Source organism: Streptomyces sp. NPDC037273, from assembly GCF_055603625.1.
The window spans coordinates 17,579-40,188 of sequence record NZ_JBVJVO010000002.1 but is presented as its reverse complement, the minus strand read 5'-3'; the positions used below and the strand labels follow the sequence as shown (position 1 = coordinate 40,188).

24 protein-coding genes are annotated in these 22,610 nt (G+C 72.3%); 9 read left to right on the top strand and 15 right to left on the bottom strand.

Translation table 11 applies throughout. The features are described from left to right. The first annotated feature begins 33 nt into the window (after window positions 1–33). Window positions 34–1,311, top strand: a complete 1,278-nt coding sequence (locus tag ACZ7G1_RS05380) for a thymidine phosphorylase (protein WP_470877745.1) — start codon at window positions 34–36, stop codon at window positions 1,309–1,311. A gap of 44 nt (window positions 1,312–1,355) precedes the next feature. Here the strand turns inward: ACZ7G1_RS05380 and ACZ7G1_RS05375 are convergent, their stop codons facing one another. Next, the gene (locus tag ACZ7G1_RS05375; protein WP_470877746.1) at window positions 1,356–2,012 is read right to left on the bottom strand and encodes an HAD family hydrolase; all 657 of its coding nucleotides are present in this window, start codon (window positions 2,010–2,012) and stop codon (window positions 1,356–1,358) included. Between the two features lie 50 nt (window positions 2,013–2,062). On the opposite strand from ACZ7G1_RS05375, the gene ACZ7G1_RS05370 reads away from it, so the two are divergent. Continuing rightward, complete coding sequence (locus ACZ7G1_RS05370) at window positions 2,063–2,338, top strand: STAS domain-containing protein (protein WP_470877747.1); 276 nt, start codon at window positions 2,063–2,065, stop codon at window positions 2,336–2,338. Between the two features lie 27 nt (window positions 2,339–2,365). Here the strand turns inward: ACZ7G1_RS05370 and ACZ7G1_RS05365 are convergent, their stop codons facing one another. From ACZ7G1_RS05365 to ACZ7G1_RS05355, 3 genes are all read right to left on the bottom strand, one after another. After that, a complete protein-coding gene (locus ACZ7G1_RS05365) occupies window positions 2,366–3,337 on the bottom strand; it encodes a sigma-70 family RNA polymerase sigma factor (RefSeq protein ID WP_470877748.1) in 972 nt (323 codons plus the stop codon). A 36-nt stretch (window positions 3,338–3,373) separates the two neighbouring features. Then, a complete protein-coding gene (locus ACZ7G1_RS05360) occupies window positions 3,374–4,081 on the bottom strand; it encodes a L,D-transpeptidase family protein (RefSeq protein WP_470877749.1) in 708 nt (235 codons plus the stop codon). 103 nt (window positions 4,082–4,184) lie between these two features. Further along, a complete protein-coding gene (locus ACZ7G1_RS05355; protein WP_470877750.1) occupies window positions 4,185–5,444 on the bottom strand; it encodes an MFS transporter in 1,260 nt (419 codons plus the stop codon). 62 nt (window positions 5,445–5,506) lie between these two features. Here ACZ7G1_RS05355 and ACZ7G1_RS05350 point away from each other — a divergent pair, with 62 nt between their 5' ends. Beyond that, window positions 5,507–6,478 (top strand): LysR family transcriptional regulator, encoded by a 972-nt coding sequence (locus ACZ7G1_RS05350; RefSeq protein ID WP_470877751.1) that lies wholly within the window; start codon window positions 5,507–5,509, stop codon window positions 6,476–6,478. 3 nt (window positions 6,479–6,481) lie between these two features. On the opposite strand, the gene ACZ7G1_RS05345 is transcribed toward ACZ7G1_RS05350, so the two are convergent. Continuing rightward, window positions 6,482–7,258: an alpha/beta hydrolase gene (locus ACZ7G1_RS05345; protein WP_470877752.1), complete on the bottom strand. Its 777-nt coding sequence runs from the start codon at window positions 7,256–7,258 to the stop codon at window positions 6,482–6,484. A 213-nt stretch (window positions 7,259–7,471) separates the two neighbouring features. On the opposite strand from ACZ7G1_RS05345, the gene ACZ7G1_RS05340 reads away from it, so the two are divergent. Together ACZ7G1_RS05340 and ACZ7G1_RS05335 are read left to right on the top strand one after the other, a co-directional pair. Then, entirely contained in the window at window positions 7,472–8,626 is a 1,155-nt protein-coding gene (locus tag ACZ7G1_RS05340; protein WP_470877753.1) for an adenosine deaminase, read from the top strand. A gap of 172 nt (window positions 8,627–8,798) precedes the next feature. Further along, entirely contained in the window at window positions 8,799–9,164 is a 366-nt protein-coding gene (locus ACZ7G1_RS05335) for a hypothetical protein (protein WP_470877754.1), read from the top strand. Window positions 9,165–9,242: 78 nt separating this feature from the next. Here the strand turns inward: ACZ7G1_RS05335 and ACZ7G1_RS05330 are convergent, their stop codons facing one another. The 5 genes from ACZ7G1_RS05330 to afsQ1 form a co-directional block, all read right to left on the bottom strand. Continuing rightward, window positions 9,243–9,443, bottom strand: coding sequence for a PspC domain-containing protein (locus ACZ7G1_RS05330; RefSeq protein WP_470877755.1), 201 nt, complete (start codon window positions 9,441–9,443; stop codon window positions 9,243–9,245). Window positions 9,444–9,533: 90 nt separating this feature from the next. After that, entirely contained in the window at window positions 9,534–10,115 is a 582-nt protein-coding gene (locus ACZ7G1_RS05325) for a VanZ family protein (RefSeq protein WP_470877756.1), read from the bottom strand. Between the two features lie 69 nt (window positions 10,116–10,184). After that, complete coding sequence (locus ACZ7G1_RS05320) at window positions 10,185–10,802, bottom strand: hypothetical protein (RefSeq protein WP_470877757.1); 618 nt, start codon at window positions 10,800–10,802, stop codon at window positions 10,185–10,187. Further along, window positions 10,799–12,331 carry an ATP-binding protein gene (locus tag ACZ7G1_RS05315; RefSeq protein ID WP_470877758.1) on the bottom strand — a complete coding sequence of 511 codons (1,533 nt, stop codon included), beginning with the start codon at window positions 12,329–12,331 and terminating at the stop codon, window positions 10,799–10,801. The genes ACZ7G1_RS05320 and ACZ7G1_RS05315 overlap by 4 nt, the downstream gene beginning before the upstream one ends. Further along, window positions 12,328–13,005, bottom strand: coding sequence for a two-component system response regulator AfsQ1 (gene afsQ1 / locus ACZ7G1_RS05310; RefSeq protein WP_017239746.1), 678 nt, complete (start codon window positions 13,003–13,005; stop codon window positions 12,328–12,330). Before afsQ1 ends, ACZ7G1_RS05315 begins: the two co-directional genes overlap by 4 nt. A gap of 169 nt (window positions 13,006–13,174) precedes the next feature. Between afsQ1 and ACZ7G1_RS05305 the strand changes: the two genes are divergently transcribed. Next, entirely contained in the window at window positions 13,175–13,936 is a 762-nt protein-coding gene (locus tag ACZ7G1_RS05305; RefSeq protein WP_470877759.1) for a SigE family RNA polymerase sigma factor, read from the top strand. A gap of 178 nt (window positions 13,937–14,114) precedes the next feature. Here ACZ7G1_RS05305 and ACZ7G1_RS05300 read toward each other — a convergent pair whose 3' ends face one another. Then, complete coding sequence (locus ACZ7G1_RS05300) at window positions 14,115–14,810, bottom strand: uridine kinase family protein (RefSeq protein ID WP_470877760.1); 696 nt, start codon at window positions 14,808–14,810, stop codon at window positions 14,115–14,117. 52 nt (window positions 14,811–14,862) lie between these two features. On the opposite strand from ACZ7G1_RS05300, the gene ACZ7G1_RS05295 reads away from it, so the two are divergent. Then, window positions 14,863–15,261, top strand: coding sequence for a hypothetical protein (locus ACZ7G1_RS05295; protein ID WP_470877761.1), 399 nt, complete (start codon window positions 14,863–14,865; stop codon window positions 15,259–15,261). 6 nt (window positions 15,262–15,267) lie between these two features. Here ACZ7G1_RS05295 and ACZ7G1_RS05290 read toward each other — a convergent pair whose 3' ends face one another. The 4 genes from ACZ7G1_RS05290 to deoC all read right to left on the bottom strand — a co-directional run bounded on the left by ACZ7G1_RS05290 (window position 15,268) and on the right by deoC (window position 19,958). Beyond that, the gene (locus ACZ7G1_RS05290; protein WP_470877762.1) at window positions 15,268–16,587 is read right to left on the bottom strand and encodes a TerD family protein; all 1,320 of its coding nucleotides are present in this window, start codon (window positions 16,585–16,587) and stop codon (window positions 15,268–15,270) included. Between the two features lie 77 nt (window positions 16,588–16,664). Next, window positions 16,665–17,564: an aldehyde dehydrogenase family protein gene (locus ACZ7G1_RS05285; protein ID WP_470877763.1), complete on the bottom strand. Its 900-nt coding sequence runs from the start codon at window positions 17,562–17,564 to the stop codon at window positions 16,665–16,667. Then, window positions 17,557–18,993 carry an aldehyde dehydrogenase family protein gene (locus ACZ7G1_RS05280; RefSeq protein WP_470877764.1) on the bottom strand — a complete coding sequence of 479 codons (1,437 nt, stop codon included), beginning with the start codon at window positions 18,991–18,993 and terminating at the stop codon, window positions 17,557–17,559. The genes ACZ7G1_RS05285 and ACZ7G1_RS05280 overlap by 8 nt, the downstream gene beginning before the upstream one ends. 5 nt (window positions 18,994–18,998) lie before the next feature. Then, on the bottom strand, window positions 18,999–19,958 hold the full coding sequence (gene deoC, locus ACZ7G1_RS05275; RefSeq protein ID WP_470877890.1) for a deoxyribose-phosphate aldolase: 960 nt from the start codon (window positions 19,956–19,958) through the stop codon (window positions 18,999–19,001). A gap of 253 nt (window positions 19,959–20,211) precedes the next feature. Here deoC and ACZ7G1_RS05270 point away from each other — a divergent pair, with 253 nt between their 5' ends. Both ACZ7G1_RS05270 and ACZ7G1_RS05265 read left to right on the top strand, forming a co-directional pair. Beyond that, a complete protein-coding gene (locus tag ACZ7G1_RS05270) occupies window positions 20,212–21,771 on the top strand; it encodes a hypothetical protein (RefSeq protein ID WP_470877765.1) in 1,560 nt (519 codons plus the stop codon). A gap of 190 nt (window positions 21,772–21,961) precedes the next feature. Then, window positions 21,962–22,603, top strand: a complete 642-nt coding sequence (locus ACZ7G1_RS05265; protein ID WP_470877766.1) for a class F sortase — start codon at window positions 21,962–21,964, stop codon at window positions 22,601–22,603. The last annotated feature ends 7 nt before the right edge of the window (window positions 22,604–22,610 follow it).

The window sequence follows — 22,610 nt, the reverse complement described above, 5'->3', positions numbered from 1 at the left end:
CCCCTCTATGCGCGTAGAAAGAGGAACCACCTCATGGACGTCATTTCCGTCATCCGTACGAAGCGGGACAAGGGCGAGCTGAGCCCGGAGCAGATCGACTGGGTCATCGACGCCTACACCCGCGGTGTGGTCGCCGACGAGCAGATGTCCGCCCTGGCCATGGCGATCCTGCTCAACGGCATGAACCGCACGGAGATCGCCCGCTGGACCGCCGCGATGATCGCCTCCGGCGAGCGCATGAACTTCGACGCGCTCTCCCGCCCGACCGCCGACAAGCACTCCACCGGCGGCGTCGGCGACAAGATCACCCTCCCGCTCGCCCCGCTCGTCGCCGCCTGCGGCGCCGCCGTGCCGCAGCTCTCCGGCCGCGGCCTCGGCCACACCGGCGGCACCCTCGACAAGCTGGAGTCCATCCCCGGCTGGCGCGCGCTGCTCTCCAACGAGGAGATGCTGCACGTCCTCGACACCACCGGCGCGGTCATCTGCGCGGCCGGCGACGGCCTGGCCCCCGCGGACAAGAAGCTGTACGCGCTCCGCGACGTCACCGGCACCGTCGAGGCGATCCCGCTGATCGCCTCCTCGATCATGTCCAAGAAGATCGCCGAGGGCACCGGCTCCCTGGTCCTGGACGTCAAGGTCGGCACCGGCGCCTTCATGAAGACCATCGAGGACGCCCGCGAGCTCGCCTCCACCATGGTCCAGCTCGGCACCGACAGCGGCGTGAAGACGGTCGCGCTCCTCACCGACATGTCGACCCCGCTCGGCCTCACCGCGGGCAACGCCCTGGAGGTCCGCGAGTCCGTCGAGGTCCTCGCCGGCGGCGGCCCGAAGGACGTCGTCGACCTCACGATCGCCCTGGCGGCCGAGATGCTCGACGCGGCCGGCATCAAGGACGCCGACCCGGCCAAGGCCCTCAAGGACGGCTCGGCGATGGACGTCTGGCGCCGGATGATCTCCGCGCAGGGCGGCGACCCGGACGCCACCCTCCCCGTCGCCCGCGAGCAGCACGTCGTCACCGCCCCGTCCTCCGGTGTCCTCACCCGCCTCGACGCCTACGACATCGGCATCGCCGCCTGGCGTCTGGGCGCGGGCCGCGCCCGCAAGGAGGACCCGGTGCAGGCCGGCGCGGGCGTCGAGCTGCACGCCAAGCCCGGCAACACGGTCACGGCGGGCCAGCCCCTCATGACCCTCCACACGGACACCCCGGAGAAGTTCGACTACGCCCTCGGCTCCCTCGGGGCCGCCTGGGACATCGCCCCGGAGGGCACGTCCTTCACGGCGAACCCGATCGTCCTGGACCGCATCGCCTGAGACCGGCGCTCGGGCCCGGCGCGCGACGGGAGCCGGTGCGAGGACTACACCGGCTCCCCGAGCAGCGCCGGCAGCTCGCGCATGTGGTCGAAGACCACCGTGCGCGGGCCCATCAGGCGGTCCGCGCGGGTCAGGCCGCCGCAGTAGCCGAAGGCCCGCATCCCGGCCGCACGGGCGGCCTGGACGCCGTACGGGCTGTCCTCGACGACCGCGCAGCGCTCGGGCGGGACGCCCATGGCGGCCGCCGCGTGCAGGAACAGGTCGGGGGCGGGCTTGCCCCTGGCGACGTCACGGGCGCTGAACATCCGGCCCTCGAAGCGGTCGAGCAGCCCGACGCGGCCGAGGTTCTTGCGGATGCCGGCGTGGCTGCCGTTGGACGCGAGGCAGTACGGGACGGCCAGGGCGTCCAGGACGTCGGCGACGCCCTCCACGGCCGTCAGCTCGGCGTCCAGCGCGTCCTCGTACCGCTGCTTGAACGGAGCCTGCCAGCCGGGCCCGAGCGGGCTGCCCCGGCGCTCCTCCACGATCGCGGTGAGCATCTCGTGCGAGGAGCCGACGAAGTGCTCGACCACCTCCGCCTCGGTGAAGTCGGCGCCGAGGGAGGCGAACACCTCCCGGTCCACCCGGCAGTAGATCCGCTCGCTGTCCACCAGAACGCCATCGCAGTCGAAGATCACCAGTTCGACAGGTTCATGAGTCATGATCGAAACCCTAGCGATGAGTTCTCGGCCGCCCCGCGGTCTCAAGGGACGTGGAGACCAGTCGACCGCTCGTCGTGACCCTGTCCGCCCGTCCCGCAGGGGACGAGGTGGCGCGCCTGTGTGCCCAGCTCGGCGCCGCCCCGCCCGGTGACGTCGTCTGCGAGGTCGGCGCGCTCGCCCGCGCCGACCTCGCGGCCGTCGACGCCCTGGCCCGCCTCAAGCTGGCCGCCGCGCGCCGGGGCCACCGCATCCGCTTCCACGGAGCGGGGCCCGAGCTGCGGGCCCTGCTCCGGCTGACGGGACTCGACGGGACGCTGGGTGTCTAGGCGTCCAGCGCCCAGGTGTCCAGGCGTCTACGCGTCCAGGCGGGCGGGCAGGTCGAAGAGCGGGAACCAGCGCTCGGTGTCGAGGAAGAAGTCCATTCCGGCGACCTTGCCGTCGCGCAGCTCCAGGACGATGAGGGCCCAGGGGCTGAACCCGCCGGCCGGGTCCGGGTGGTACTGGGCGAAGGCCGGGGAGCCGTTCGCCACGGTCGGGACGAGCCTGGAGCCCGAGCAGACCTCGCCGACGCCCAGCATCCAGCCGACGATGTCGTCGTGGCCCTGGAGCCACAGGTCGTACGGCGGCATGGACATGGTCGCGTCCTCGTGGAGGAGCGCGGTGAGGGCCTTCATGTCGTAGCCCTCGAAGGCCGCCACGTACCGCTCCAGGAGCGCCTTCTGCTCCTCGTCCAGCGGGTTCGCCGGGTCGGAGGCGGCGGGCGCCTGCTCGGCGAGGGTCGCGCGGGCCCGCTGGAGGGCGCTGTTGACCGAGGCGACGGAGGTGTCGAGGAGCTCGGAGACCTCGCTCGCCTTCCAGGCGAGCACCTCGCGCAGGATCAGCACCGCGCGCTGCTTCGGCGGCAGGTGCTGGAGCGCGGCCACGAACGCGAGCCGTACGGTCTCCCGGTTCACGGCCGCCTCCGCCGGGTCGGCGACCGAGGGCAGTACCCGCCCGTCCGGGACCGGCTCAAGCCAGGTGATCTCCGGCTGCTTGACGAGCTGCGCCTGCGCCACCGGCGTCGGGGAGGTGAGGTCCATCGGCCGCGCCCTCTTGTTGCCCGCGTTCAGCGCGTCCAGGCAGACGTTGGTCGCGATCCGGTACAGCCAGGACCGCAGCGAGGAGCGGCCCTCGAAGGAGCCGATCGCCTTCCAGGCCCTGACCATGGTGTCCTGCACCGCGTCCTCGGCCTCGAAGGAGGATCCGAGCATCCGGTAGCAGTAACCGGTCAGCTCCCTGCGGTAGCTGTCGAGTTCGTCCGTCGTCACCGTCTCGGTCGTGGTCACGAAATCGAAGCTACCGCAGGGGACTGACAGCCGGGGTCAGGTTCCCGGCTTGCGGCCGTAGACGAAGACGTCGTCGCCGTTCCTGAGGAGGTTCCAGTACGCCTTCGCGTCGGCCGGGCGCATGTTGACGCAGCCGCCCGAACCCGGCGGGTTCCACATGGACTTGGTGGTCGAGTGGAAGGCCTGGCCGCCGTCGAAGAACTGCGAGTACGGCATGGAGACGTGGTACAGCGTCGACCAGTGGTTGATGTTCCGCCAGTAGATCTTCTTGGAGCCGGTACGGGTCTCGGCGCCGTCGCGGCCGGTGCGCACCGGCACCGGGCCGTACTTGAGCCGCGCCCCGTCCTGGATCCAGCTGAGCTGGCGCGTCAGGTCGACGCAGGCGATCCGGCCCCGGTTGGTCGGGCAGGCGCCCGAGCGGTTGGGGTTGGTGCCGGCGGCCTTCTGCTGGAGCATGGTGTTCATCGTGCGCCAGGTGAGCGGGCCCGCGTACCCCATGGTCGGGGTGATGCCGTGCTTGCGCTGGAAGGCCTGGATGGCCTGACAGTCGCCGAGCGACTGGCGCCCGTCGACCGTCCGCCCGAGGAACTTCTCCACCTGCTTCTGGTACGGCCCCGTCGTCACGTTGCAGGACGCCGCCTGCGCCGGGGCCGCACCGAGCGCGATCGTCATCGGCACCACGAGCGACGTGATCCCGGCGGCGATGCCCGCCCTTCTGCCTATCTGCCGAGCGACTGTTTTCATGATCGTCAACTCCCCCTTGAGTCCCTGTACTTGAGGACGTAGGGGGAAGTCTGACGGTTGCAGGGCGGTACGGGGAGTCCCGCGCACCCCGCGACAGGACGGGCTAGGCGGCCGAGGGGCGCAGGCGCCGGGACTCGACGCGGGCGCTGTGCGAGCCGTACAGCGTCACCGAGACGACGCCGAGGACGGCGACCAGGCCGATCAGGACCGTGCCCGCCCAGCCGCCCGCGTGGAAGGCGACCGCGCCGAGCGTGCCGCCCGCACTGCTGCCGAGGTAGTAGGCCGACTGGTAGAGCGCCGAGGCCTGCGCGCGGCCCGTCTTCGCCGTACGGCTCACCGAGGAGGAGGCGACCGCGTGGCCGGCGAAGAAACCGGCCGTGATCAGGACCAGGCCCGCGAGGACCGCGGCGAGGGAGTCGGCGAGCGAGAGCAGCAGGCCCGCGGCGGTGGTGGAGACCGCCAGGTAGAGCGCCCCGCGCCGGCCGAGCCGTCCGACCAGCTTGCCGGCGGCGGCCGAGGAGACCGTACCGACCAGGTAGACCAGGAAGATCGAGCCGATGACGCCCTGGGGGAGCGAGAAGGGCGCCTCGACGAGCCGGTAGCCGATCACCGTGTACACCGCGCCGAAGACCGTCATGAACAGCGCGCCGATCACGTACAGGCGCACGAGCAGCGGGTCGGCCAGGTGCCCGCGGACGGTCCGCGCCAGCGCCTTCGGGTTCAGCGTGCCCGGCGTGAAGTGCCGCGCCTTCGGGAGCAGCGCCCGGAAGGCGATCGCGCAGAGCAGCGAGGTCAGGCCGACGGCGGCCAGACCCGCCCGCCAGCCCCACAGCTGGGCGACCCAGCCGGTCACCAGACGGCCGCTCATGCCGCCGATCGAGTTGCCCGCCACGAACAGGCCGATCGCGGCGACCAGCGCCCTGGGCCGCACCTCCTCGGCGAGGTACGCCATCGCGGAGGCCGGGAGCCCGGCGAGCGCCGCGCCCTGGAGGGCGCGGAGCGCGACGAGGGACTCCAGGTTCGGGGCGAGCGGCACCAGGAGCGCGACGGCGACCGCGACCGTCAGGGAGGCGGTCATCATCGTGCGCCGGCCGAAGCGCTCGGAGAGGGCGCTGAGCGGGAGGACACACAGGGCCAGGGCGCCGGTGGCGGCGGAGACCGTCCAGGAGGCGGCGGACGCGGTGGCGCCGAACTCGGCCGAGATGGCCGGGAGGAGGGCCTGCGTGGAGTAGAGGAGGGCGAAGGTGGCCAGTCCGGCGGCGAACAGCGCGAGGCTCAGGCGGCGGTAGCCGGGGGCGCCGGGGGAGAGGCGGGTGTCGGCGGACGCGCTGGTGGCGGCCGCCTTGGTACTGGCAGGAGGCATGTCACGAACGTAGGACGCTCCGGTTCATGCGTCCAATGCACGGAACTGCTGTAATCGTTCCCATGGTGCATGAGTACAGGTCACAGCTTCGCCTGTCACCGAACAGTAACGAAGAAGACATGGGACACCTGCTCGCGCCGCGGCTCGCGTACTTCGCCGCCGTCGCCCGGCACGAGCACGTGACCCGCGCCGCGGCCGAGATGGGCGTGCCGCAGTCGACGCTCTCGCGGGCCATGGTCCGGCTCGAACAGGACCTCGGCGTCTCGCTCTTCGCCCGCCGCGGCCGCACGGTCTCGCTGACCCCGGCGGGCCGCCGCTTCCTGACCGCCGCCGAGCGGGCCCTCGCCGAGGTGGAGCGGGCCGCCGACACCGTACGGGCCGACGCCGACCCCACCGCCGGGCGGGTCGCCTTCGGCTTCCTGCACACGATGGGCTCCGAGACCGTCCCCGGACTCATCCGCGCCTTCCGCGTCGACCACCCGCGGATCCGCTTCACCCTCGTCCAGAACTACGGCGAGGCGATGATCGAGCGGCTCAGGGCCGGCGACCTCGACCTCTGTCTGACCTCCCCGGTGCCGGACGCCCCCGACCTGGTGGCCCGGCGCCTCGACGAACAGCGGCTGCGGCTCGTCGTCCCCGACGACCACCGGCTCGCCGGCCGCCGCCGCGTCCGCCTCGCCGAGGCCGCCGACGAGACCTTCGTGACCCTCGAACCCGGTTACGGGCTCCGCCGCATCACCGACGACCTGTGCGCGGAGGCCGGCTTCAAGCCCCGCGTCGCGTTCGAGGGCGAGGAGGCCGAGACCCTGCGCGGCCTGGTCGCCGCGGGCCTCGGCGTCGCCCTGCTGCCGCCGCCCGCCGTCCCGCGCCCCGGCGTCGTCGAACTCGCCGTCACCGCCCCCCGCGCGGTCCGCGAGATCGGCGTCGCCTGGCTCGACGGCCACCCGGACACCGCCCCGGTGGCCGCCTTCAAGAAGTTCCTCCTCGGCCGCCGCGGCCACCTGCTCCCGAAGGAACCGTCACCACCGGCCTGAGGCTCAGCGCCGCGCCGAGCTCCCGAAGCCCGCGGCCAGCGGCATGCGCAGGCCGAGCGGCGGCGGCGCCGCCATGGCGTCCGTGACCGGGCGGGCGAAGGGGCGGGCGAAGAGGGTGCCGAGGAGGAAGTCGGCGGCGAGGTTGCGGACCTCGGAGGCGTACTGGCGCAGTGCGTGGCCGTCGGCGTGGACCTCGAACCGGCAGGTGTCGCGGTTGGCCTTCTTCGCCCGCTCGGCGAAGCGGAACGACAGCTCCGGGTCCCGCCGGGCGTCGTTCGTGCCGTGCACCAGCAGCACCCGGCGCCCCACCAGCTGCCGCACCGGCTCCGGCTCCGCGGCCACGTCGTCCTCCGGCAGCCACGGGGCGAGCGCAAGGACCGCGCCCACCGCCTCGTGTCCGCCCGCGCGCAGTGCCGCGCGCCCCCCGAGCCCGTGCCCGACCAGGCCGACCGGGACGTCGCCGTACCGTCGTACGGCCTCCTCGACGGCCCAGGACGCGTCCGCCGCGAGCTCCGCGTCGGCGCCGTTCCAGCCGCGCCCCCGGTAGCGCACCACGTGCGCCACCAGGCCTTCCGTCCGCCCGGCCCGTACCAGCTCGCGGCCCAGTGGCAGCATCGCGGCGTGCGCCCGCGCGGAGGCCCGGCGTCTCGACACCGCCTCGCCGTCCGGCAGGAGCAGCACCACACCCCCCACCGGGGTCGCCGTCCGGGAACCTCCAACAGGCCGCCCGAGCCGGGGTCTCCGGGTCTCGGGCGGTCCCACGAGTGCGAAGTGCGCCATGGCAGAACAGTCTCAGAAGCGGAGGTGTACACCAGTGGTACGCGCGATCTCTGTTACGTATCGTCCGCAGTCCGAACACCCTTTGCCCCTATACCCGTTCGAACCGGACAGCCGCACGGGGCCGCTCCACCGGAGGAGGGCCGTTCCGTCGGCGCCGGGAGAAATCCGGCGCCACGACCGCCGTTCTACGCGCGTAGGGGCTAGAGTGCGAAAATGACGAGCCAGACCCCCAACGTCCCTACCGCGGACCAGATCCGCCGTGCGCCGAAGGTGCTGCTCCACGACCACCTCGACGGCGGGCTGCGCCCCGGCACGATCATCGAACTCGCCCGGGAGCAGGGCTACGACCAGCTCCCCGAGACGGAACCCGACAAGCTCGGCATCTGGTTCCGCGAGGCCGCCGACTCCGGCTCCCTCGAGCGGTACCTGGAGACCTTCGCGCACACCTGCGCCGTCATGCAGACCCGCGAGGCCCTCGTCCGCGTCGCCGCCGAATGCGCGGTCGACCTCGCCGAGGACGGCGTGGTCTACGCGGAGGTGCGCTACGCCCCCGAGCAGCACCTGGAAGGCGGCCTGACCCTCGAAGAGGTCGTCGAGGCCGTCAACGAGGGCTTCCGCGAGGGCGAGCGGCGGGCCAGGGCCGACGGGTACCGCATCCGGATCGGCGCGCTGCTCACCGCCATGCGGCACGCGGCCCGCGCCCTGGAGATCGCCGAACTCGCCAACCGCTACCGCGACTCCGGCGTCGTCGGTTTCGACATCGCGGGCGCCGAGGCCGGCTTCCCGCCCACCCGCCACCTCGACGCCTTCGAGTACCTCAAGCGGGAGAACAACCACTTCACCATCCACGCCGGCGAGGCCTTCGGGCTCCCCTCCATCTGGCAGGCGCTCCAGTGGTGCGGCGCCGACCGGCTCGGCCACGGCGTCCGGATCATCGACGACATCGAGGTCGCCGAGGACGGCTCGGTGCGCCTCGGCCGCCTCGCCGCCTACGTCCGCGACAAGCGCGTCCCGCTGGAGATGTGCCCCTCGTCCAACCTCCAGACCGGCGCGGCCGCCTCGATCGCCGAGCACCCCATCGGCCTGCTCCGCACCCTGCACTTCCGCGCCACGGTCAACACCGACAACCGCCTGATGAGCGGGACGACCATGAGCCGGGAATTCGAGCTGCTGACCGAGGCATTCGATTACACGCTCGACGACATGCAGTGGTTCACGGTCAATGCGATGAAATCAGCGTTCATTCCTTTCGATGAACGCCTCGCCATGATCAATGAAGTCATCAAGCCCGGATATGCCGAGCTCAAGTCCGAATGGCTGTTCCAGCAGACCGCCACGACCAGCGGATCTTCCCCGGCAGCGGGCTGAGCAGCGCCCCGTCCGGGGACCTGAGGCGGCCGGGTCGGCGCGACACCCGGCCGCTTTCCGGTGTTTGCGGAGCGGTCGATCGCTGGTTAGGTTGCAGAGCCGCTCTGCATTCCCAGGATTTCCCCTCCCGGCTTTCCCGGAAGCCCCCGGATTCCCCAAGGAAGATTTTCAGATGAAGCAGTCTGCCGCCAAGAAGCTCGGTGTCGCCGCTCTCGGTGCCGCTTTCGCCGCTGCCGCCGCCGGCACGGCCTCCGCAGCGCCGTCCCTGCCGCTCGACGCCGACGCGCTGGGCACGGTGACCAAGGCCGTTCCGCTGGGTGACGGCCTCACCACGCTCCCCGACGGCGCCGCCGAGTCCCTCGGAGCCGGTCAGGGCGCCCTCGGCCAGGGCCTCGACCAGGGTGTGAAGACCCTCCCGGCCGCCGCCGGCCAGGCCACCCAGAACCTCCCGCTCGACGCCGCGGCCGGCGGCCTCGGCGCCACCCCGCTCGGCGGCCTCCTCGGCGGCCTCCCGGTCGGCGCCCTTCCGCTCGGCTGACACCCGCCGCACACGCCGAAGGGGCGCGCACCCGGACACCGGGTACGCGCCCCTTCGGCGTGCGTCAGGCCCCGTCGACTACCAGGCCGAGCTCGCCGTCTTCTCCGCCGGCAGGAAGATCCAGAGCGCCAGGTACAGCAGGAACTGCGGACCCGGCAGCAGACACGAGACCAGGAAGATCAGGCGCATCGTCCAGGCGGAGATGCCGAAGCGCCGTGCCAGCGCCGCGCACACTCCGCCGATCACGCGTCCGTCACGGGGGCGGATGATCGCGGCCATGGTGGGCTCCTTCGAGGTAGGTCCGGGAGCCGCTCTTCCGCGTTCCCGATGACTCCATACTGCCGCCGGGGGATGCCCCCGGGCGTCGGTCTACCGGGCGATCGGGACCCTGGGAATCGTCGGGGTCGAACCCTGAGCCGTCTCGTTCCGCAGCAGGGGAGAACCCCTACCCGGACCGCGCCTCCCGGATGACACCCGCGGCACCGCCTCCGACCTGCGGCGCAGCCACCCCCGGCCGGCGGGGACGAACAGCAGATGCGCCAGCGCCACGCCCACCGTGTTCAGGAGCACCGAGTCGACGTCGACGACCTGCCCCGGCACGGCGGTCTGCAGCAGCTCGACGGCCAGCGACACCAGGGCGCCCGCGGCCGTCGTCCGCGCGAACGAGGCCCACCGCGACACGTCGAGCCGCCCGTCCGCCATCGGCAGCAGCACCCCCAGCGGGGCGAGCAGCAACAGCCCCTCGCCGAACAGCCGCGCCGCCTCCGCGGCCCCCAGCGCCAGATCGGCCCTCAGGCCGTGCAGCGGAATCGTGTTCGGCGCCGTCACCCACGCCACGTCACGCGGCCGCAGACTGACCCACGCCACGAACAGCAGATGCGCGAGCAGGAGTACGAATCCCACCCCGCGCACGACCCCCGCGGCCCCAGCACCCGAACGTTCACGTTCCACGCCCCCCAAGACGCCCCCGGCAGCGGAATCGGTTCCCCCGCTCCCGCCGCCACCTGGTGACGGCGGGTGTCAGCCGGCGGAAGGGGTCGCCGTCGGAGGCGCCGACTCGGGGCGGTCGCGGAGGTCGGCGGTGCACAGATAGCGCTTCGGCGGATACGGGCCGGGCCCGCCGAGGAGGGTGGAGTGGCCGCCGGCACCGGCGGAGCTCTCGGCGAAGGTGCAGACGATCTGGGAGAGGGCGAGCGGAGCCAGGTCCTCCGGCTGACGGCTCAGCCGGAGCGTCCCGGCCGGATCGCCGGCCCGCGGGCCCCTGACCGCGAGCGGGCTGCGCACCGCCGTGGTGAAACCGGCCTGCCGCTCGCTGTCCGACGGCTCGGCGAGCAGCTGCGCGAGCAGCCCCGCCGCGATGCGCACCGGGTCACCGCCCGCCTTCTCCTCCGGCAGCGGCGAACGGCGGTCGACCGCGTCCAACTGCGAACCGCAGACCAGATAGACCCGGACCGGCATGCCCTGCCCGGCCGCCGACGTGGTCTCGTCGGTCAGACTGCACGGGACGCGCGACGGGGCGGCGCCCGCGTCCACCGGCACGGACGTGGTCCTGATCCCGCAGCCGGTGACCAGCACCGTCAGCGCGGCGGCGAGCAGGACGCCCGCTCCCGTCGTACGCCCGAAGACGCGGCGCCTCACGCTTCCTCCACCTCGCCCTGACTGCTGCGGGTCTGCACCTCGCGGGTGATCCCCGAGGCGTCCAGGGGCAGCCGCAGCACGAACACCGCGCCGTCCACCGCCCCGTCCTCGCCGACCGAGTTGGAGGCCGTGATCGAGCCGCCGTGGATCAGCGCGTTCTCCATGGCGATCGACAGGCCGAGACCGCTGCCGTCGGAGCGCGGCCGGGACGCGCTCGCCTTGTAGAAGCGGTCGAAGACGTGCGGCAGCACCTCCTCGGGGATGCCGGGCCCGTGGTCGCGCACCGCGATGACCAGCTCGTCGTCCTCGGTGCGCACGGAGACCCGGACCGGCGAGCCGCCGTGCTTCAGCGCGTTGCCGATCAGGTTCGCCAGGATCACGTCGAGGCGGCGCGGGTCGAGCGGCGCCACGATCCCGCGCTCGGCGTCGAGATCGACCGCGTCCAGCCACGCGCGCGCGTCGATGCAGGCGGTGATCTGGTCGGCGATGTCGACCTCGTCGAGGACGAGCCGGGCGGTGCCCGCGTCGAAGCGGGTCACCTCCATCAGGTTCTCCACCAGGTCGTTCAGGCGCCGCGTCTCGCTCACCACGAGCGCCACCGCCGGGGCGATCATCGGGTCCAGGGTGTCCTGCTCGTCCTCCAGGACCTCGGTGACGGCCGTCAGGGCGGTCAGCGGGGTGCGCAGCTCGTGCGACATGTCGGCCACGAACCGCCGCGAGGACTCCTCGCGCGCGCTCATGTCCGCGACCTTCTTCTGCAGCGACTCCGCCGCGCTGTTGAACGTACGGGAGAGGTCGGCCAGTTCGTCCGCCCCGCTGACCCGCAGCCGGGTGTCGAGCTTGCCCTCGCCGAGCTGCCGGGCCGCCTCGCCGAGCCGGTGCACCGGGCGCAGCACGGTCGTCGCCGCGACCTGCGCGAGCAGCACGGAACCGGCGACCGCGAGCGCGGTCGCGATCCCCAGCGACCAGGCCAGCGAGTTCAGGTCCGCCTTCTCCGCGGCCAGCGACTTGAACATGTAACCGGCCGGCCCGCCGCCGTCGATCCGCGTCCCCGCCACCAGGTACGGCGTCCCGTTCCGCTCGGTCCGCTGCCAGAACAGGTGGTACGGGTACGGGTTCGCCTCCGTCACCTGACGCTTCGTGTCCACCGCGTCCCGCAGCGACCGCGGCACGTCCGTCAGCGTGAAGTCGTCCGGGTCGGACGCCCCCACGATCGGCTTGCCCGCGTCCCGCTCGCCGAGCAGCAGCACCTGGTAGTCGGCGGCGCTGCCGCTCGCCATCTGCTCGGCGGTCCGCCGCAGGTCGTCCTGGGTCGGCCGGAGCGGCAGCGTGGCCGCCCGGTTCTGCATCTCCTGCCGGAAGTCGTTGAGCGCCCCGTCCTGGGTACGCGTCAGCACCGCCTCGCGGTTCAGCCAGTACGCGATGCCGGAGGCGGCGACGGCCGCGGTGAGCGCGACCAGGGCGAAGACGACGACGAGCCGCAGCCGCAGGCTGGACAGCCGCGGCCGCGCGAGGATCCCCTTGCTCACGCAGGAACGTCCAGCCGGTAACCGACACCCCGGACGGTACGGATCAGCGTCGGCGAGGACGGCACGTCCTCCACCTTGGCGCGCAGCCGCTGCACACAGGCGTCGACGAGCCGCGAGTCGCCCAGGTAGTCGTGCTCCCACACGAGTCGCAGCAACTGCTGCCGGGACAGCGCCTGTCCGGGCCGCCGGCTCAGTTCGAGCAGCAGCCGCAGCTCGGTCGGGGTGAGCTGGAGGTCCTCGCCGTTCTTCGTGACGGTCATCGCCGACCGGTCGATGACGAGGGACCCGTACGTCGCCGAGTCCGTCGACTCCCGCTCACCGCGCCGCAGTACGGCCCTGATGCGGGCGTCGAGCACCCGGCCCTGCACCGGCTTCACGACGTAGTCGTCGGCGCCCGACTCCAGGCCCACCACCACGTCGATGTCGTCGCTGCGCGCGGTCAGCAGGATGATCGGCAGCTGGTCGGTGCGGCGGATGCGCCGGCACACCTCGAAGCCGTCGATGCCGGGCAGCATGACGTCGAGCACGACGAGGTCCGGCCGCTGCTCACGGAGCAGCTGCAGGCCGTCCTCGCCCGTCGCGGCGGTGGCCACCCGGTGGCCCTGCCGTGACAGGGAAAGTTCGAGGGCCGTGCGGATGGCGTCGTCGTCCTCGATCAGCAACAGAAAAGGCACGCCGTCATTCTGTCCCATTGGGCCGTCCGAGATCGACCGCTCGGCGACTCGCATCCGTCCCGTCCCCTGTGACACGGCTGTGACAGTCGGCGGACACCGCCATGAAGTCCCGAGGGCAAGCTTCTTGGCACACGGACCGAATCTCACTCCGAACGACGGGGGGCGCACGATGAACGCACTGCACAGCACCACCTCAAGCGCAGTTGTCACGCGCCTCCACGACGTCACGCGGAGCGCCGAGAAGTCCGGCGGAAATGGGGGCACCTCCCTGCTCGAGCGAAGCCGAGAGCTTGGGGGAGGGCGGGGGTGCGTTCGGACCGTCGGGCGTCAGCGCAAGGCGCCTTACATGGTGGCCATTGCTGACGGGGGAGCGGCGTACGGGGAGAGCACGGGGGAACGCGCCGGCTGTTCGGAGGCCGAGTTCACGGCCTACGTCCAGGAGCGTCGTGCCTCCCTGTACGCCACCGCCTACCACCTCACCGGTGACCGTTTCGAGGCCGAGGACCTCCTCCAGAGCGCGCTGTTCTCCACGTACCGCGCCTGGGACCGCATCAGCGACAAGGCCGCCGTCGGCGGTTACCTGCGTCGCACCATGACGAACCTGCACATCAGCGCCTGGCGCCGCCGCAAGCTCAACGAGTACCCGACCGAGGAGCTGCCGGAGACGGTCGGCGAGACGGACGCGATGCGGGGTACGGAGCTGCGCGCGGTCCTGTGGCAGGCCCTGGCCCGGCTGCCCGAGCTCCAGCGCACGATGCTGGTGCTGCGCTACTACGAGGGCCGGACCGACCCGGAGATCGCGGAGATCCTGGACATCAGTGTCGGCACGGTGAAGTCGAGCATCTGGCGCTCGCTGCGGCGCATGCGCGAGGACGAGGCGCTCAGCTTCGGCCGTGACGAGGAGGAGTCCTTCGGCGAGCTGGTGGCCTGAAGGTCGGGGGGAACGACCCCGCGAGAGCCCACGGGGGAAACGGGGGCTCTCGGGGGACGGGGGAAACACGGGGGGACCGTACGGGGGTACGGGGGAAAGAACGAAGCGGGTCGTACGAGTCCGGGGGGTCTCGTACGACCCGCTTCGTGCGTTCCCGCGGGGTGCGGGGCGCGGCGGGTCAGCGCGGGGTCGGGGTGCGGTGGCGGCCAGCCGCGGCGGCGGCCATGCGGCCGAGGGCCTCGTCCTTGGCACAGGGGTGGGCGCCGAGCGCCGCCTGGCGGGCCACGATGGCGCGCTCGGAGCGCATCAGGCGCCAGCCGCGGCGGAGCAGGAACGGCACGGACTTGCGGCCCTCGCGCAGGTCGCGGGCGAGCCGGCGGCGGAAGGTCGTCGAGGGGCGGCCGCGCAGGCAGAGCGCGTCGGCGAGGACGTCGAGCTCGCGGCAGCGGGTCACGATCTCGGCCGCGAAGATGCCCTCGGCCACGAACAGCGGGGTCCGCGCGATGTCGAGGCGCTCGCGGTCGACCCGGGAGCTGGTGGCGATGTCGTACACGGGGACGTCGGTCCGTCCCGTACGGCACAGCTCGACGATGGCGGAGACGGCCGCGTCGGCGTCCCAGGAGGCCGGGGAGTCCCAGTCGATGTCCGAGCTGCCCTCGACGAGTGGCAGCGAGGGGTCGTCGGCCTCCTTGTAGAAGTCGTCGAGGCGCAGCACCGGGAGGCCGGTGACGGCGGCGAGGGACGACTTGCCGGAGCCGGAGGGGCCCGCGAGCAGGACGACACGGGTCGGGATCGGTTGGGAACTCACGGGACACCAGTGTGAACCATTCCCCCGGTCAGGGGACCCCCGAGGAAGCCCGTTGGTATCGAGCATCACACCTCCACTACTGTCGGTGGCCGCCCGGTCACCCCCTGGAAGGATCACGATGGCGCGTCACGCAGAACCCCGGACCCCCCGCCGCAGCGCCCTGCTGAAGGCCGGTCTCACCGTCACGGCGGCCGGTGCCGCGCTGGTCGGCGCGGGTGCCGCCGCGCAGGCCGCCGCCCCGGTGCCGCTGCCCGTCGACTCGCTCACCAGGACGGACGCCGGCGCGGCCGGGGCGGGCGCCCTGGAGGGCGTCACCCACGGCGTGGGTCCGCTCACCCGCCTCCAGCTCGACCCGCTGGCCAAGACCGGCGTCGACCCGCTCGACAACGGCCTCGGCACCCAGGTCGCCGACTTCAAGCCGGTCGGCACCAACCTCGTCACCGACCACCTCACGAAGGGCGGCGCGGTCGCCGACCTGCCGGTGGCCGGTCCGCTGACGCAGCGCCTGCTTCCGTAGGTCCTCTCAGTCGCGGACCCGGCGCAGCCAGGCCACGGCCGCGCTCGGCTGCTTCAGCCGCGCGCGCCACGCGCCGTCCGCCCGCTGGACGTGGACGAGGATCGTTCCCCCGGGGATCGGCAGGGCCTCACGACGCCTGCCGATCTCGTTGATGTACGGGAACCGGGAGCTCGGGAGCTCGACCGGGTCCTCGTGCTTCGTCAGGTCGTACGAGTCGACGATGAAGTTGCTGTCGCCCCGGTAGTGGAAGGCGACGTCGATCGGCTCGCCCGTGTGCAGCAGGACCTCGGGCCCCCAGGACTCCAGGGTGTCCTCCGTCAGGCGGCGGGCCGCCGCGAGCGGCAGGACGTGTGCCTGCCAGGGCCCGGCGGCCGTCAGCTTCAGGCGCAGCCGGCCGTCGAGGGGGACGACGGCGAGGAGGCGGCCCCGCCAGTCCTTCTTCGTGCTGTTGACGAGGAGGTCCGTCTCCTTGCCGGCCGCCGTGAGGGTCCAGACGGCCGTGTGCCCTTCGGTCCGGACGGCGAGGTCGACCAGGACGGGGCCCGGCGGGAGGCCCTCGACGGAGAGGACGTCGCTGCCGGAGCCTTCGAGCGTGTGCGGCTCGAAGACGTTTTCCGCGTACGGCCAGTCCGGCGCGAAGGGGGCCGGGGCGGGCGCCGGGATGTGCGCCGGGAGCTGTGCAGGGGGCGCCGTCGTCTTGGAGGCCGCCGGCAGGGCTACGGGCGCCGGGGGTGCCGTGGGCACGGCCTCGGGCTCCGGAAGGGCGTCCTCCGGCTCCGGGAGGGCGTCCTCCGGCTCCGGGAGGGCGTCCTCCGGCTCCGGGAGGGCCTCGGTGGGGGCTTCCACCCCGTGGTCGACGGCCAGGCCGGTCAGCCCGTCGACGTACCCCTGGCCCACCGCCCGGAACTTCCAGCCGCCGGAGCGGCGGTAGAGCTCCGCGAGGACCATCGCGGTCTCGGGGCCCGGGTCGGTCACCTCGTACGCGACGACCGCCGCGCCGTCGGGGCCGGTGACCTCGACGGAGAGGCCGCGCGCGTCCTTGAGGGAGCCCTCGTCCGTGGACGCGACGAGGAGGAGGCGGTCGATCGCCTCCTCGACGCCCGCGAGGTCGGCGTCCAGCAGGGCCGTGCCGTCCTCGTTCTCGGTGAGCCGTACCGCGCCGGACGCGTGGACGGGTGCGCCGGGGAAGACGATGTCGGCGTCACCCCGGACCCGGCCCCGGTCGGTGACGAGCAGCGCCGCCACGTCGATGCCCGTGCCGACGGCGACGCGCAGCGCGGCCGTCGGGACGAAGGCGTTGTCCCCCTTGATCAATCCCCTGAGCATGAAAGGATCTTGTGGTCCGGGAGCGGGCATGCGCAAGGCCCCCGGGTGCGGACATCCGGGGGCCTCGCGGGGTGGGGCTAGTACGAGGAGCCGCTCGCACCCAGCGAACCCGTGGGGTGCCAGACGGTCTTGGTCTCCAGGAAGGCGGTCATGCGGTCCGTGCCGGGGGACGCGGCGAAGTCCTCGGTGCGGGGGCGCAGGACGCGCTTCAGGTTGTCGGCGGCGGCGATCTCCAGGTCGCGGGCGAGGTCGCCCTCGGTGCCGGTGAGGTCGATCGCGTTGACGTCCTGGTGGGCCGCGAGGTGCGGGCCCATCTCGGAGGCCTTGCCGGAGAGGATGTTGACGACACCGCCCGGCAGGTCGGAGGTGGCCAGGACCTCGCCCAAGGAGAGGGCGGGGAGCGGGGACTTCTCCGAGGCGATGACGACGGCCGTGTTGCCGGTGGCGATGACCGGGGCGATCACCGAGACCAGGCCGAGGAAGGACGACTCCTGGGGCGCGACGACGGTGACGACGCCGGTCGGCTCGGGGCTCGACAGGTTGAAGTACGGGCCGGCGACCGGGTTGGCGCCGCCGACGACCTGGGCGATCTTGTCGGTCCAGCCCGCGTACCAGACCCAGCGGTCGATGGCCGCGTCGACGACCGCGGCCGCCTTCGACTTCGACAGGCCCTCGGCGTCCGCGACCTCGCGGACGAACTGGTCCCGGCGGCCCTCCAGCATCTCGGCGACGCGGTAGAGGATCTGGCCGCGGTTGTACGCGGTCGCGCCGGCCCAGCCGCCGAAGGCCTTGCGGGCGGCGACGACCGCGTCACGGGCGTCCTTGCGGGAGGAGAGCGGCGCGTTCGCCAGCCACTTGCCCTTCGAGTCGCTCACCTCGTACACCCGGCCGCTCTCGGAGCGGGGGAACTTGCCCCCGACGTACAGCTTGTAGGTCTTGAAGACGCTCAGACGCGTCACGGAAGAAGACTCAGACATCGAGGTACGCCTCCAGGCCGTGGCGACCGCCCTCGCGGCCGAAGCCCGACTCCTTGTAGCCGCCGAAGGGCGAGGTCGGGTCGAACTTGTTGAACGTGTTGGCCCAGACGACACCGGCGCGGAGCTTGGAGGCGACCGCCAGGATGCGGGAGCCCTTCTCCGTCCAGATGCCGGCGGACAGGCCGTACTGGCTGTTGTTGGCCTTCGCGACGGCCTCGTCGGGGGTACGGAAGGTCAGCACCGACAGGACCGGGCCGAAGATCTCGTCGCGGGCGATCCGGTGCGCCTGCGTGACGTTCGTGAAGAGCGTCGGGGCGAACCAGTAGCCGGCCGACGGGATCTCGCAGGAGGCGGTCCAGCGCTCGGCGCCCTCCGCCTCGCCCTGGTCCACCAGCGAGGTGATGCGGGCCAGCTGCTCCGAGGAGTTGATGGCGCCGATGTCGGTGTTCTTGTCGAGCGGGTCGCCCAGGCGCAGGGTGTTCAGGCGGCGCTTGAGCGAGTCGAGCAGCTCGTCCTGGATCGACTCCTGCACCAGGAGGCGCGAGCCCGCGCAGCAGACCTGGCCCTGGTTGAAGAAGATGCCGTTGACGATGCCCTCGACGGCCTGGTCGATGGGGGCGTCGTCGAAGACGATGTTGGCGCCCTTGCCGCCCAGCTCCAGGGTCACCTTCTTGTCGGTGCCGGCGACCGAGCGCGCGATGGCCTTGCCGACGGCGGTCGAGCCGGTGAAGGCGACCTTGTTCACGTCCGGGTGCTCGACGAGCGCGGCGCCCGTCTCCCCGTAACCGGGAAGGATGTTGACGACGCCCTTCGGCAGCCCGGCCTGGCGGCAGATGTCCGCGAAGAACAGGGCGGAGAGCGGGGTCGTCTCGGCGGGCTTGAGGACGACCGTGTTGCCGGTCGCCAGCGCCGGGGCGATCTTCCACGCCAGCATGAGCAGCGGGAAGTTCCACGGGATGACCTGGCCGGCCACGCCGAGCGGGCGCGGGTTCGCGCCGTAGCCCGCGTGGTCGAGCTTGTCGGCCCAGCCCGCGTAGTAGAAGAAGTGTGCGGCGACCAGCGGGAGGTCCGCGTCGCGGGTCTCCTTGATCGGCTTGCCGTTGTCCAGGGTCTCCAGGACGGCCAGCTCGCGGCTGCGCTCCTGGATGATCCGGGCGATCCGGAAGAGGTACTTGGCGCGCTCGGAGCCGGGCAGCGCCGACCACTTCTCGAAGGCCCTGCGGGCGGCCTTCACGGCGCGGTCGACGTCCTCGGCGCCCGCCTGGGCGACCTCGGACAGGACCTCCTCGGTGGACGGGGAGACGGTCTTGAAGACCTTGCCGTCGGCCGCGTCGACGAACTCGCCGTCGATGAAGAGGCCGTAGTTCGGCGCGATGTCGACGACGGACCGGGACTCGGGCGCCGGTGCGTACTCGAATGCAGATGCCATGTTGATCAGTCCACCGTCACGTAATCGGGGCCGGAGTAACGGCCGGTCGCCAGCTTCTGGCGCTGCATCAGCAGGTCGTTGAGCAGGCTGGAAGCGCCGAAGCGGAACCAGTGGTTGTCCAGCCAGTCCTCGCCCACGGTCTCGTTGACGAGCACCAGGAACTTGATCGCTTCCTTGGTGTTGCGGATGCCGCCGGCCGGCTTCACGCCGATCTGGACGCCGGTCTGCGCGCGGAAGTCGCGGACCGCCTCCAGCATGAGGAGGGTGTTCGCCGGGGTGGCGTTGACCGCGACCTTGCCGGTCGAGGTCTTGATGAAGTCCGCGCCGGCCATCATGCCGAGCCAGGAGGCGCGGCGGATGTTGTCGTACGTGGAGAGCTCGCCGGTCTCGAAGATCACCTTGAGCCGGGCGCGGTCGCCGCACTCGGCCTTGATCGCGGCGATCTGCTCGTAGACCTTCAGGTAGTGGCCGGCGAGGAAGGCGCCACGGTCGATGACCATGTCGATCTCGTCGGCGCCCGCGGCGATGGCGTCGGCGGTGTCGGCCAGCTTCACGGGGAGCGCGGCGCGGCCGGCCGGGAAGGCGGTGGCGACGGAGGCGACCTTGACGTCCGTGCCCGCGACGGCGGCCTTGGCGGTGGCCACCATGTCGGGGTAGACGCAGACGGCGGCGGTCGTCGGCGTCGTGCGGTCGGTCGGATCGGGGTTGACGGCCTTGGCGGCGAGCGCCCGGACCTTGCCCGGGGTGTCCGCGCCTTCGAGCGTCGTCAGGTCGATCATGGAAATGGCCAGGTCGATGGCGTACGCCTTGGCCGTGGTCTTGATCGAGCGGGTGCCGAGAGATGCGGCGCGCGCCTCCAGGCCGACGGCGTCGACGCCGGGGAGCCCGTGGAGGAAGCGGCGCAGCGCACTGTCGGACGCGGTCACGTCGGCGAATGCGGATGCTGCAGATGCAGTGGTGGGCATGGTCACCAGTCGAGCATATCTACGCGCGTAGCGACCTGTACAGGGGAGCCCCTCGGCCGAGCCGGAGGTCACATCAGGAGCTATCGGCACAGTGACGGCTGTCACACGTCCGTGACATGGAACAGACAGGTCCCGCATACAAGATCAATAGATTCTTATCAGCAGCCAGCCAGACCTCACCGGAAACAGTCGGACCGAGAAAAAGCGGCATGCGACTCACCTCGACCACCCACCTGAATGCACAGGAGTCGTTATGCGCACCGCCCTTCGCACCGTCCTCGCCACCGCCCTCGTCGCGGGCGTCGTCGCCGCCCCGGCCCTCGCGGCCGGCAGCGCCTTCGCCGCCGGCACGACCCAGGCCGCCGCGTCGCAGGACGCCCCGGTCCGCACCGTCCAGCTGTCCGGCGGGCTGACGGCCAAGGTGTACGCGAAGGGCGACCAGCACCCCTACTTCACCGCCACCGTCGAGAAGGACGGCACCGTGCTCGGCGAGCTGAAGGCGGGCGCGGGCTACCCGCAGCAGGACTCCAAGGTCTTCGTCGGCCAACTGGTGACCCTGGACGCCGAGGGCAAGGTGACCGCCGTCGCCGTCGACGCCGCGAACGGCACCCTCGTCCGCACCGTCCAGCTCTCCGGCGGGCTGACGGCCAAGGTGTACGCGAAGGGCGACCAGCACCCCTACTTCACCGCCACCGTCCTGAAGGACGGCAAGGCGCTCGGTGAGCTGAAGGCCGGAGCCGGCTACGGCGGCAAGGACACCGAGGTCTTCGCCGGCTACTCGGTGACCCTGACCTCCGAGGGCGAGGTGACCGCGACCGCCGGTGCCCAGGGCACCCTGGTCCGCACCGAGACCCTCATGAGCGGGACCGTCGCCAAGATCTACAAGGTCAAGGACCTGCACTACCGCGCCGAGCTGTTCCACCAGGGCAACCCGGTCGGCGTCCTCGACGCCGTCACCCGCCCGGTTGCCGGCAACGACAACGGCGAGTTCTTCGTCCTCTTCGAGGACGGCCACACCCTCAACTGGCAGCGCAACTACGTCCCCGGCGCCGAGCCCGGCACGTACAAGCTCGCCGACGGCACCGTCCTGGAGCTCGCCCGGAAGGACGGCCGCTACGGCCTCCAGCTGATCGAGAACGGCAAGGGCCGCGGCTTCACCTACCTGAACGGCACCCGCCAGGTCTGGACGTACGGCAAGGCGGTCGTCGTCCTGGAGCAGGACGGTGGCTTCGCCGCCTACATCCCGGGCCAGGCCAAGCAGGCCGCCCCGCAGCGCGTGACCACCACGGGCGGCAAGGACCCGCTCGGCCCCTGCACGGTCAGCACCACGGTCAGCATCGGCGCGGGCACCTCGGCCGAACTGTTCATGACCCGGCAGGGCCCGGTGGCCGAGTTCAGCGCCGCCGGCGAGGACAGGGTCTTCGCGATGATCGACCGGGCGCACCCCACGCTGCCGCAGAGCGTCGGCTTCGAGGCCCGCATCATCGACCCGAAGAGCGCCACGCCGTCGCTCTACACCAAGGTCGAGGGCGGCACCGCCAAGGGCTCCACGCACGCCTTCCCGAAGCTGCCGAAGGGCTGCTCGTTCGAGGTGCCGATCGAGAACGGCGCCAAGGGCACGGGCACCGGCACCGGCACCACGACCGGCGGGCAGACGTCCGTCGTCCCGCAGGGCGGTGTCGCGGCCGGCGCCGAGCCCGCCGCCGGGGGCGACTCGACCGCGCTGATCGCCGTCGGCGCGGGTGCCGCCTCGCTGGCCGCCGCCGGCCTCGGCTTCGTCGTCGTGCGCCGTCGCGCCGGCGCCGGCGCCTGAACCGTCCGTCGCGCGTGATCCGGAAGGCCTCGGGCCCTCCGGATCACGCCAGGGGCTGCCGTCCGCTCCGACCGGACGCCACCCCGCAGTACGATCCCCGCTCCTCGACCCTGACCCGAGCCAGGAGCATCCACCCCAGGGACCGGTCGCCGCGCGCGGCGACCGGTCGTACCGCGTCCGGAGCCGTCCCGTGAACCGCCGCCTCGCCCGTACCCGTACCGCTTCCCTTGTTCTCGTGGCCGCGATGGCCGTGCTCGCCGGCTGTTCGGCGGGCGAGGGGAAGAGCGCCACTCCGCCCGCGCACGTCGTCGAGGCGACCGCGCCGGCGCCGACCGCGAGTGCCGCGCCCGTGAGCCCGCTGGGGCGGTCCGTGCCGGTGCGGGTGAGGGTGCCCGCGGCCGGCGTGGACACCGGGGCCGCCGGGAAGGTCCTGGAACTGGGGCTGAACGCGGACGGGAGCGTCGAGGTGCCGTCGGTGGAGGAGGCGGACCGGATCGGGTGGTACGGGAAGGGCGTGACCCCCGGCGAGACCGGACCGGCCGTGCTGATCGGGCACTTCGACACCGCGCGGGGACCCGCCGTCCTGAAGGACGTGTCGAAGGTGAGGATCGGCGACGAGATCACCGTGGACCGGGCCGACGGGAAGGCCGCGGTGTTCCGGGTGCGGGAGTTGGAGCAGGTCGACAAGGACGCGTTCCCGACGGCCAAGGTGTACGGGAACACCCGGCGGCCCGAGCTGCGGATCGTGACCTGCGGCGGCGAGCTGGTGGACGGCCACCGGCCCGACAACATCATTCTGTACGCGGAACTGGTGGCCACGCGGGCCGCCTGAGCCGACT